The organism is Acinetobacter sp. X9, from assembly GCF_054889255.1.
In genome coordinates this window covers 1141815-1154057 of record NZ_CM142679.1, presented here as the reverse complement: position 1 = coordinate 1154057, position 12243 = coordinate 1141815, and the positions used below count along the sequence as shown (strand labels likewise).

Below are 12243 nucleotides of genomic sequence, written 5' to 3'. Positions count from 1 at the left end.
TTAAAAGAACCAAACATATCCTAGACTTGATTTCATCCAGTCTTGATGGTTTTGTTGCTCATAATCCCAGTTTAATCGAACAGCATTATTGCGATTAATCACATATTGCCACTGAGTATTTACTCTCAAATTCCATTGGTTTTGATCTTCCCAATATGGCAATTCAATTTGCACCACAGAGTTGAAACGCTCAAACCATTGATTCATACAACCTAAAGTTGGCCCCATTCCTACGCGCCACCCTTTATCTAGATTTGAACCTGTTTGTACATAGGTTTGTACTTGTCCATAGCAAATATGCTTTCGCCCATAGTCTGCAAGACTGTAACCGACCTGAGCATTAAAGCTTGCTACGCCGTGTTGTTTGTCTTCACTAAAGCTTCCATCATGAATGGCTTCCTGACGCCAACCTAAGTTAAAACCCCAACTCAGCGGTGTTTTAAATGGTTGAATTGGGTTATAAGAATTCACTTCTAACAGATCAAGACGTTCTAGTTTTAAATGGTCATCTCGCCACTGTGCATTACCATTTAAAAATAGTAATTGGGTCCCTGCACGATAGCCTCCTTGAGGATCTATTAAGTCATGGTAGGCTTGCCGATGACCAAGTTCAATAAACTTATCACCTTGCACCTCACCAGCTTTCACGGAAAAGTTACGCGCGTTATGGCCTTGAGTCGGTTCCTTTGCTGGTCTTTTTGGTTCTTGACGTTGCTTATCTAAATCAATCTGACTTCTGAGTGCTAAAAGCTGACGTAACTGCGGCTGAGCAATGCTTTCTTCAACTTTACGACCAATAAACTGTAGATATAAATCATCGTAAGCCATCTCGAGGATTTTAGCCTGATCCTGCTCAGTAAATGATTTTAAAATCTGAGAAGACTGCTGTATAGGCAGCATCGCAATTTGATGAGCCACCTTCGCCAGTGAGGCACCATGCTGATGAGCTTGGGACAATAATTGGGTTTCTAAAGCAGGTCGATATACAGGAGCTTTGGTGAGTCCCTGCTGCTGCATCGATTTAATGGTTTCCATTGGAATCGATGCATAGGTGAATTTCTCTTGCAAGTTAGATTCAGGTTTTACTAAATCAACCAACCCTAACAATCGATAGGCGCAGTTATCACTCACAAAATAATAAGGAAAGCTCACATGTTGCATTTCCCAAATATGGCTTACTAAAAACCGAGTTTCTTCAGATGATAGATTTAACTCATATTCCCACAAATCGCGGCTTTCAAAATCACCATACTCTTTTACCTTACGATAATAAGGCATCAATGAATATTCGCCTGGATACTGCCCCGTTAAACCTTTCCATGCATATGACCAGTTGTCGTTGCCTGCCACAGTTGCTGCATAGTTTACGGCGTAAGAGACAAGGTTTAACTGCTGTTGATCTTTTGGGTCCAAACGCAATAACGTATGACCAAACATTGAGCTAGGATTGCCCATAAAATCGGTCGCATAAATTAAGGTCGCTTTATGAGGCTTAATCTGCCCAATCCAATTTTCAAATTCGGTACACTTTACTTGAGGCAATTCACTTTCTTGAATGCCGACTTTTTGCATGAGCCATTGACTACGTGCCGGGAACTTACAGCGAATCGACTGGTTATCTTGAGCAGGCATAAATAATGCTGAGATATCCGCTTTCAGTTCTTCTTTTAAGTTATTTTTTCCATTTTCTGATAGGAAATAGCCAGAATAAGTGACCTCACTTTTCTGATTTTTATTGGCATACATCAGCCTTTGCCATGTAATGTCTTGATCTAGATTTTGTTGTTCTGCAATTAACCAATATTTTTGAATAGATGGATTTATATCTGCTGAATACGCAATATTCACTGCCAAAGAGGCAAAAACTAAAACAACTGACTTCATTAAGCTCATCAATTTTTATCATTAAATATAAGAAAAACCCTGCCATACGACAGGGTTTTCAGTTTCAAACTTATACGTAAGCTTTTAAAACGTCATCTTTAGCCATTACTGTTTGTAATGATGCTAAAACTTGAAGCGTATTTTGGTTATTTGCAGAATAGATTTCACCAAAGTTTGCTTTTGAAACTTTAAAGAAACGATCTTTGTCTTGAGGTTTGATTTGCATTAACTCAGCAAGTACGTTCAGGCTTTCACCTTGGCCTACTGCCATATCACGTGCTAAAGCTTCAGCATTTTCATTTGTGAATGTAACCACTTGCGCAGTTACTGTTCCGCCTTGACGGCAGCCTAAAGTACCAAAAGTAATCCCTAGTAATTGGTTAGTAAAAATACCATTTGTTGTTGCAGCAAGAATTTTAGGCACCACTCCTTTTTGGCCAGCCCATACTTGCGTACCCACACCACAACCTACATCGTTATCAGCCATAGCAACACTTGAACCAGCTGCTAACAAAGCAGCTAAAGCTAATTTTTTTAACATAGATGTATATCTCCAAAATCATTATTGATTGTTTCTTATGTATTGTTATGTGTAATTCTTATTACACGATATTAAAGATAGCGAGAAGGCTGTGATTTAGCAATTAAAAAATAAATAATATGATGAAAAGTGCTAACGAAAAAATTTACCTTAGATTCCAGTTACCTTGATTATCTCGATGACCTAATATTTTAAGCACGAGAACCAAACTTAAGAGTAATAATAAATACCATGACCCCAGTTTACCCCAACCTACCATATGCCAAGCATCTACCTGACTTGGATAGAGCCAGATTTTATAAAAAGTACTAATATTTTCAGCAATCCAGATTAGAAAAGCGAGGGTAAATAATACAGGCAACATCGGGATTTTAAATTTATATTCATTTAGCTGAAAATAAAGCTTGGTCTTCCAAAAAATAAAAATACTGATCGCAAATAAAATGTAGCGAATATCAGGTACAAAAAATTTACTCATAAAGTTTATATATGAGAAAAATGCGAGTAAAAGCATCGTTCCAAAACTTGGAAGTTTTTCAAAAGAAACCTTAAATAATCGGAGTGATCGCGCAAAAAAACTACCTACAGCCGAATACATAAAACCTGCAAATAAAGGCACAGTTAAAATTTTAAATACCGCAGGCTGAGGATATTGCCATGATGCAATCGCAGGGTGCGTTAAAAATATTTCCATGACCATGGCCATGACATGAAATAAAGCAATAACTTTGGCTTCTGCCCATGATTCAAGTTTTAAATATAAAAGACAGATCTGAATCAGCACTGCATAGATGAGTAAATAATCATAACGATAAAAACCCATATATTCATGGCTTCCCATCGGTGCTGTTAAAGCAAAAGCAATTAAAAGTAGAATACCAAACAAGGCTGCCGAAACAGCCTTGCCGATAAAATGAATTGGTAAAGTGAGATGGCGCACAAAAACTATCCTAGATATTTAGCACTATACTCATGCACTGTATCTACAAAGATTTTTGGTTGAGCAGGGTCTACCCACTGGGTAATACCGTGGCCTAAGTTAGCAACGTAACCTGTTTTTTCGCCGTTTGCATAGGCATCGTCTAACATTGCTTTTACTGCTTTTTCAATTGAAGCAGCCGAGCCATATAAAACAGCAGGATCAAGATTGCCTTGTAACGCTACGCGTCCAGAGACAACATTTCGAGCGGTATTAAGCGGAGTAGTCCAGTCCAAACCTAATGCATCCGCACCAGTGGTAATCATTGGTTCTAACCATTGACCGCCACCTTTCGTGAACACAATAACAGGAATACGGCGGCCATCTTTCTCAAGCTGTAAACCAGCAATGATTTTATTCATGTAGTTTAAAGAGAATTCGACGTATTCGCGGTGTGCTAATGCCCCGCCCCAGCTATCAAAGATCTGGATGGCCTGAGCGCCTGCATCAATTTGAGCATTTAAATAGTCAATGACTGAGTCTGCTAAATGATCAAGCAAAGCATGCAAAACTTCTGGTTGAGCGTACATCATTTGCTTGGTGAAACGGAACTCTTTACTTGAACCACCTTCAACCATATAAGTTGCAAGCGTCCACGGGCTACCAGAAAAACCAATCAGTGGAACTTGACCACCTAAAGCAGAACGAATTGTACTTACTGCATTCATCACATAATCAAGATCTGTTTTTGCATTTAACTTGGGTAAATTCGCGACATCTTGTTCAGTACGAACAGTCTTTTGAAACTTAGGACCTTCTCCAGTTTCAAAATAAAGCCCTAAACCTAATGCATCAGGAATTGTTAAAATATCTGAAAATAAAATCGCTGCATCTAAGTCGTAGCGGCGTAAAGGCTGCAAAGTCACTTCGCAAGCAAATTCTGTATTTTTACATAGAGATAGAAAGTCGCCTGCTTTTGAACGTGTTTCACGATATTCAGGCAAATAACGTCCTGCTTGACGCATCATCCATACCGGTGTGGTATCTACAGGTTCGCGTAACAAAGCTCGTAGGAAACGATCATTTTTCAAAGTCGTCATTACCAATCTCTATATTCTTTATGTGGCAGCATCATATCAAAAACATAGAGATTTTTATAATTTCAATTTCACACAAAAAACTCGTCAATCTACTAAAAAATGCATATTTACACAAAAGTCTACTGCAAGCAGCTAGGTTTTCTGCAATACTTGCAACATGTTACATCGGGTCTATTGATATTCTTTTAACCACTAAATTGCCAATCTTGGGCTCATAGAGATGAGTTATTGGTAATTTTATGCAATTTTAGATTAGATCATGCCCCTATTGCTTATATGAAAATTCTTAAGGTTGAATTACATGTTTGTTCGCTCATTACTCGCTATGAGTTTAAGTTGTATTATTGCTAATGTTGCTTTTGCTGCTTCAACAACTGAGCAACCCCTGAACCCTAAAAAGGTATCAGCTCCTGTAGAAGATCCGATTGATCCTTTAGCAGTAGATGCAGCTTCAACTGTAAAAGCTCAAGCTTCGACACAAATTACCGCTCAAGAACAAAGTGACTTAAATCGAGCGTCAACAACATTACAAAATTTGCAAAAAACTGAAGACCAAAATGCTGATTCAGGTATTGCCGCTTCAGCACCAGTAGCCGTAGCTAAAACGACCACAACAACTGCAAAGACTTCAGCTCCAGCAGTTTCTTGGACATTAGATAGCTTAAATTCGGCTGAATGGTATGAAAATATTGGTAAAGGCCAGTTTCCAGTTTACGCTCGTGCTCACGTCATGCTAAATAATGCACATGCATCACCAGGTGCAATTGACGGTATGAGTGGCAAAAACACTTTAAAAGCAATCTCTTCATTCCAGCAAATGAATGGTTTATCACCTACTGGTGAACTGACTAAAGAAACTTGGGATGCACTAGTTGCTAAGCAAACAAAACCTTCATTTATTGAATACACCATTACTGATGCTGATTTAAAAGGCCCATATGCACAATCAATTCCTTCTGATTATGCTTTACAGGCTAAAATGAAAGGTTTGTACTACACTCGTGTTAGCGAAATGTTGGGTGAAAAGTTTCATATCGATGAAGCTTTCTTGAAAACAATCAATCCAACAGCAACATTCAAAAAAGCGGGTGAAAAAATCATTGTTCCAAACGTACGCAATGATTTACCAGAAGACATTCATTTGATTATTGCACATAAAGGTGCAAAACAATTGTATCTCTTCAATAGCCGCAACCAAATGATTGCGTCATTTCCTGCAACAATTGGCAGTACTGATACGCCTTCTCCGACCGGTACTTACAAGGTAGTTGGTGTGGCTCGTAATCCTTGGTATAGCTACTCACCATCAAACTTTATTCAAGGTAAAAACTTAAAACCTCTTTCTTTACCACCAGGTCCAAATGCACCTGTAGGTAATATCTGGATTGGTTTAAGTAAAAAATCTTTTGGTATTCACGGAACACCAAACCCGTCTTTAATTTCTAAAACAGCTTCTCACGGTTGTATCCGTTTAACGAACTGGGACGCTAACGATTTAGGTAATAAAGTACGTTCTGGCGTAACTGTTAAATTTTTAGAATAATCCTCTTAAATAAAATAGCCTGCTTTATGCAGGCTTTTTTATTAAATTTTTAATATATCTCAGTGGAATATTTAGTTATTGTTTTGACTATAAAAATAAAACCTGCCAAGGTTTAATAATTACACAGCAATTTTTGTATTTAGAATATTCAGCATGGTTTGCATCTTAGCTTCTGTTTCTAACCATTCAGCTTCAGCATCTGACCCTTCAACAATTCCAGCACCCGCATATAAGCGCATTTTATTTTCACTGAGTAGACCACAGCGAATCGTCACTACCCATTCTCCATTACCCTCGGCATCCATCCAACCTACTAACCCTGTGTAATAATGTCGGTCATAACCTTCATGATCTAAAATAAACTGCTTAGCAACATTGGTTGGTGAGCCACAAACCGCTGGTGTTGGATGTAATTCTAATGCAAGATTTAATGCATTCGGTGCCTGTTGTTTGAGCATACCTTGAAATTCTGATGATAAATGCAACATTGTTGATGTTTCTAAAATATCTGGAAATTCAGAAACCTTAAGCTCTACACAATGAGTAGCTAAATTTCTAATAATATTCTCAACCACAATTCGATGTTCATGTTGGTCTTTCTCAGATTGATTTAATTCTTGTTGGCTGACGAAATTTTTTTCAGAAATTTGTGATTTGGGTCTAGAACCAGCCAAAGGATTACTGGTTACAATACGGCCTTGTTTTGATAAAAGCAGTTCTGGGCTTGCGCCTAGAATATAATTATTATGTTCCACTGGAATCACAAAATTATAAGCATTTGGATTTTGTTTTAATAAAGCAGCCAATAAGTTTTCTGGCTCTTGATGACGGTTAAACTCATATTCAACAGCCTGAGAAAGAACAACTTTTTCTACCTTCTTTTTCTCAAAAGCATCTAATGCTAACTGTACTGTACCTTCAAATTTTTGGCGTTGAATGAGTAATGATTTATTAATTATCTCAATGTTATTACGATTTTTTAATGAGTTAATCGTAGAAGATGCTTGTGTTATTTTTTTATGATCAGCATAAAAATTTAAGCTACTTTTCTTTGTAATATCAAAAGGTATAGCACCAATTAAAACTGGATTTTGATGGCCTTGCTTTTTAATTTCTTCAAAACATTTTGCAATCTCATCATTAAATTGTGCGGTATTTGCTGCAGGTGTATTTAGCGTTTTAACGAATTCGTTCACTTCGAGATAATAATTTTTCGTAGAGAAACATGAAAATTTCTTTTGACCGATATGATCTAAATTTTGCTCTACTGATATTTGAGTCTGCATCATCTGTATATCACCTCTCACATTGATTTTTTTCAAGCAAATTCTGTAGTACTTCTTTTTAAATATAGGAGTATAAAAATACTGAAACACACATTAATGCAAATGATTATTATTATCAATAATAAAATTAGTTTTCAATGCAAGAAATTGTAATTATCTCGTTATTTGTATAAAAAAATTGAACTTTAATCTCTAGATTTATCTCGATTGAACTTTCTTGACTAAGGTAAAAATAAAGAAACTCACCATCTAGTTGTTTAAAACTTATATTTTTAAAATCAATAATTTGCTTATATTTTAAATAAATTGCTTTAATGATACTTTCTTTAGCAGAGAATATTACCAAATATAAATATGCTTGTTTTTTTTGCAGCTTTTCAATTTCTGCTTGTTCATTTTTATTTAGAAAAACATCATAAAACTCATCTTTCTTTTGAAAAAAAATATAATGTTTTTGAGACTCTATATCGATCCCAAATATTTTTTCTTGAACCGTGTTATTTCTAGCATATGCGATGGCATGACATGATTTTTTTGATCCAACATGGCTAATCCCACCTATCACTCCTTCGGGCCATAGGGGTTCCCCATGTTTACCTTGATGAACAACAAAATCTTGTAAATTAATGTTTTGTAATGCATATTTTGCTGCTAAGCGTCCCGTCAAGAACTCTAATTGACGAATGAAGCGTGAGCTTTTTATATTCGGTGGAAGAAATATATTCAGCTCCTGATAGATATGATCAAGCTGAGGTATTTCTTTGATTTGGTTGAGCTGGACTTTATGTATATCTAACCCGAAAGCTGTTAGCTTTTCATATTGAATATTTATTTCATCCAGACATGAATTAGCCCCTCTACTTAACTGCTTCTCCGTATTCATAGCCTGTACTTTATTCAATATTCACGGTCAATGTTTCAACGATGGCAGCAATGTTTTTAAGCATCTTTACTCGGGTCTCGGGATTGAGAAAGTAGAAATGGTCCCCTTCAAACTCAATACTTCCTAACCAATTTTCTGTGTGTTGTTGCCATGCATCCATCATTCTCTTATTAGGAATATCAGGATCCTGTTTGCCATAAAATGCAACAATCGGAACCTCAGTCTTGTGTATGTTTTCCCTTAGTAATTGATCACTAAGATAGAAGTCGTTACGAATGATTTTGAGAAAGAATGTAAGTGCATCCTGATTATTTAAAATTTCATTAGGAAAATTATTGTATCGTTTTAATTCATCAATAATTTTTTCATCAGTTAGCTCATGCTTGTACCGCATATGTTGAATATAGCGATGCTCAGGTCGGCTACTTATAACGATTAATCTCAACTGATCACTTATGGTTTTTCCATTCAAATAATTGAGTACTTTCCAAATCAAGCCACCTCCCACACTATGTCCAAATAAAATAAACGGTGTGTCTGAATAAGCTTGTATTTCATTGGCAATTTGCATAGCCAATAGATCAGGATCATCGATCAGTGGTTCATTTATTTTTATACCATGGCCCGAATATTCAATAGGAATAATACGAATATTGTCAGAGATCTGCTTTTTCCATGGATGATAAATACTTGCGCTACTCCCCGCAGGCGGTAAACAGAACATATTATATTGAGGTTTATTCATTTAAGAATTCTCCAAATATTAAGCATTTTTCTTTTATAAAAAATGCTTAAATCAGGTTTCTGCGCTTTTTTTAAACAGAGGTTGAAGCTAAATTTATAGTTTGAGTCGGTTGCCAAATAGCTGAGTCACGATGTGTCACAAAAATAACCGTAGAAGAAAGGGCACGTATCGTTGTAACGATTTCCTGCTCAGTCTCTTCATCCAAAGCAGAGGTGGCTTCATCAAGTATTAAAATCGGCGCATTTTTGAGTAATGCTCGCGCAATTGCGACCCGCTGACGTTCACCACCCGACAATGCGGTGCCTTGTTTACCAACCGATTGATTAATTCCTTCTGAACTACGGTCAATCATTACGCCTAATGCAGCATCTCTTGCAGCCTTTTCTATTTCATCATCAGTTGCATCAGATTTTCCTAAACGGATATTTTCAGCCAGTGTTCCTGTGAACAAAATAGGTTCTTGTGTGACATAAGCAATATTCGAGACCAAATCTTCATATTTCATTTGATCAAGAGCTATGTCACCTAGGGTAATTTTTCCTCTTTGTGGATCATCAAACCTTGTAAGCAATTCAAGTAAAGTACTCTTACCACTACCGCTTGGTCCGGTAACCCATACACTGCTCCCCGATGCGATGTCGAGAGATATATTTTCAATTGTTGGCGCATAGCTAACGTCTTGTATCGAAATATGATGGCCAGTAGGAATTTGAGGGTGTAATGGCTCAGGCAACTCAGGTGGATGGGTGATCTGATTAAAATTGCGCAGTGCGGCAAACAAATCATTGATATGCAACCCTGCGGTAGCAAGTTCACCTAACGGCGCTGCTGCACGTCCAATTAAGACGAGTAATGCCAATACCAAAGCAGCCTGATTGACTCCAGCGATCACCAGATATGTTGCCATCCCAGCAATCGGTAAAACACTTGCCAAGGTTGCAACAAAACTTGCAAATGCAGCAGCACGATTGATTCGTACTAATGTCTCTTCTTGTTCTTCCCAACGATGCTCCAGTCTTTGAACCGCACGTTCTGGTCCCGCTGCTGTACGTAATAACTCAACATGATCAACCAATTCCAGCGTTGCTTGTGAAGCAGCTAAATCGGCAGTATTACGTTTTTTATCAATATGCATGAGTGCACGTTGTGCTAAGAATTGAGCAAATAAAGAGAGTAAAAGTAAGCCCAAAGCGACAAATGCTACGCCTGTTCCGGCAAGCATACCTATTCCTATTGTTAGAAACAAAGGCATAAAAGGCGCATGTAAAAAGGTTTGCAATTGATGAGCAGGAATACTCATAAACCCAGGAATTCCCTGTCCAGCAATTGTCTTAATCTGAGCACGCTGTTCATTGGTAAACCAAGAGAGCTTGGCACGAGCTAAAGATTTACCCAACTCAGCAAATAGATCCCCTGCTAAACGCACACCAGTAAGGAAGCCAGCACGGGTGACCACAACTGTCACTAATATTGCTGCAATTGCACTGATGAGAACCCAACTTGGAGACCATTGATTGACAATAGCAAATGCCAATACGGTATATGCGATTGCTTCAATTGCTGCAACAATGATCCATCCGATACCAACAATAATTAATTTTTGTTTGGCCGCACGAGGAAGCATCGAAAAAATCTGATCTTTATTTAATTTAGCAGGAGTATTCATAAAGATTTCCCTGGGTCAGTTGGGCCTTTAAGCACTAACCTGTTGTCGGCATGAGCAGCTAAGGCAAGATCATGAGTGACCATGACTATGGTTTTATTCTGGTTCTTAGCTAAGTCGCTTAATTCCAATATTATTTTTGTCGCATTGATCTGGTCGAGTGCGCTCGTTGGCTCATCTAATAAAATAATAGGAGCTGAGGATAAAAAAGCACGCGCTATTCCTAGGCGCTGTTTTTCACCGCCTGAAAGTAAAGTTGCATCTGCATTTAAATCTACTTTTAGTTGAGCCTTGAGTAGTGCCTGTTCAAGTTGTTCATCATTTGCATTAATGGCAGATAAGGACAAGTTTTCTCTTACTGTGGTTGGTAATACATCTCCACCTTGTGGAATAAACAAAACCTTTTCATGTCTTAGTTTTTCATGTAATTGCAAAATATCTGCTTTTGCTAATTGAACGACACCTTCTTGCAATACGGCTAATCCAGCAAGTGCTCGCAGTAAGGATGTTTTTCCAACTCCACTCGGCCCTGTAATTGCAGTAATTGAATTTTTTGGAAATGAATAACTTAATCGATTCAATACTTTTTGATTTTCGATTGCAAAGCTTGCATTAACTATTTCAAGTGTTACATCTTGCTCAATCTGTTGTAGATTGCCCGATGAGAGTACTGGCTCTTTTAAGAATGCAGATAAACGACTAGCTGCAGCTCGCCCAGCAGCGACATAATCAAGACCATGCCCTAAACGTAGTGAAGGTGTCACGATGGCTAAACTAAAGAAAAGTGTTGCAGCCAAGGTCATACTGTCGTATCGATAAGCCACGAGATAGGCGATGGCAAAGGTTGCAACAGCTTGTAGTAATGCAGTGGCAACAGCAGCAAGGGTTGCGACTTTACTCACCCAAGACACCATATTTTGAGTGAAATTTTGTGCTGATTGAGTATAGGCTTTTAAAGCGCCAGATTGTTGCCCATATATTCGGTTATCACGAATGCCGCGCGCATAATCATCAGCAGAACCAATAATATCTAACATGACCTGCATACGCGCAGCGCCATCCCGTTTTGATACATGGGGGACAATAATTAAATAATAAAGTGAAGCAATTGCCCCAGGTAATAATACCCAAAGGGCCATCGGGCCAACCAACACAATTAATAAAACAATAGAAACTAAAGGGATTACAGCAAAAATCGCAATTTCCGAAGGTAAATGCGCTACCATATGATGTAAGGTTGCGATATCGTCTGAAACCAGTCGTTTTAAGCTTTGGTCACCCTGTTTTGATAGGGTTGTGGTCGGTAACCGAATTAAATGATGAGCTATTTGACGACGTAATCGTGCCGAAAATCCAGCCTCTGCATCATGCACTAACCATGAAGCCAGTGCTGCCAATGCAGCCCCGACTATCCAAAAAACCGCTGAAAAGATCACCCAATAAGAAGATAAATAACCAATCAACTGAATCATGCCCCACAGGGCAGTTAAAATGGCTAAACCCGAAAATACGGCAGCAAACGTTCCTGCAAATAATTTAGGAAATGCTGGCTTGAGTGCAGGTGCCAAGGAAGAGTCTGTCATCAGATGAGATAACTTTAAATCAGACATGCTTATCTCTCTTTATATTCATAGAAAAAGCGGTACTTAAAATAAAATTTCGCTTGAATTGACCAGCAA

Annotated in this window: 10 protein-coding genes; 1 reads left to right on the top strand and 9 read right to left on the bottom strand. The window is 37.9% G+C overall.

What is annotated here, in order from left to right:
• The 4 genes from ACYU0V_RS05475 to hemE form a co-directional block, all read right to left on the bottom strand.
• The gene (locus ACYU0V_RS05475; protein ID WP_461849333.1) at positions 1-1884 is read right to left on the bottom strand and encodes an Lnb N-terminal periplasmic domain-containing protein; all 1884 of its coding nucleotides are present in this window, start codon (positions 1882-1884) and stop codon (positions 1-3) included.
• Between the two features lie 70 nt (positions 1885-1954).
• Entirely contained in the window at positions 1955-2425 is a 471-nt protein-coding gene (locus ACYU0V_RS05470; RefSeq protein WP_002118800.1) for a DUF3015 family protein, read from the bottom strand.
• A 145-nt stretch (positions 2426-2570) separates the two neighbouring features.
• Entirely contained in the window at positions 2571-3365 is a 795-nt protein-coding gene (locus ACYU0V_RS05465) for a DUF817 family protein (protein WP_461849331.1), read from the bottom strand.
• A 5-nt stretch (positions 3366-3370) separates the two neighbouring features.
• Complete coding sequence (gene hemE, locus ACYU0V_RS05460; protein WP_461849329.1) at positions 3371-4444, bottom strand: uroporphyrinogen decarboxylase; 1074 nt, start codon at positions 4442-4444, stop codon at positions 3371-3373.
• Positions 4445-4745: 301 nt separating this feature from the next.
• Between hemE and ACYU0V_RS05455 the strand changes: the two genes are divergently transcribed.
• Complete coding sequence (locus ACYU0V_RS05455) at positions 4746-5987, top strand: L,D-transpeptidase family protein (protein ID WP_017398631.1); 1242 nt, start codon at positions 4746-4748, stop codon at positions 5985-5987.
• 119 nt (positions 5988-6106) lie between these two features.
• On the opposite strand, the gene basJ is transcribed toward ACYU0V_RS05455, so the two are convergent.
• The 5 genes from basJ to barA all read right to left on the bottom strand — a co-directional run bounded on the left by basJ (position 6107) and on the right by barA (position 12174).
• Positions 6107-7276: an acinetobactin biosynthesis isochorismate synthase BasJ gene (gene basJ, locus ACYU0V_RS05450; protein WP_461849327.1), complete on the bottom strand. Its 1170-nt coding sequence runs from the start codon at positions 7274-7276 to the stop codon at positions 6107-6109.
• A 124-nt stretch (positions 7277-7400) separates the two neighbouring features.
• Complete coding sequence (locus tag ACYU0V_RS05445; protein WP_101664783.1) at positions 7401-8156, bottom strand: 4'-phosphopantetheinyl transferase family protein; 756 nt, start codon at positions 8154-8156, stop codon at positions 7401-7403.
• A gap of 10 nt (positions 8157-8166) precedes the next feature.
• Positions 8167-8901 (bottom strand): acinetobactin biosynthesis thioesterase BasH, encoded by a 735-nt coding sequence (basH, locus tag ACYU0V_RS05440; protein WP_068930680.1) that lies wholly within the window; start codon positions 8899-8901, stop codon positions 8167-8169.
• Positions 8902-8971: 70 nt separating this feature from the next.
• Positions 8972-10567: an acinetobactin export ABC transporter permease/ATP-binding subunit BarB gene (gene barB, locus ACYU0V_RS05435; protein ID WP_461849324.1), complete on the bottom strand. Its 1596-nt coding sequence runs from the start codon at positions 10565-10567 to the stop codon at positions 8972-8974.
• Entirely contained in the window at positions 10564-12174 is a 1611-nt protein-coding gene (gene barA / locus ACYU0V_RS05430; protein WP_461849322.1) for an acinetobactin export ABC transporter permease/ATP-binding subunit BarA, read from the bottom strand. The genes barB and barA overlap by 4 nt, the downstream gene beginning before the upstream one ends.
• Positions 12175-12243: the final 69 nt, after the last annotated feature.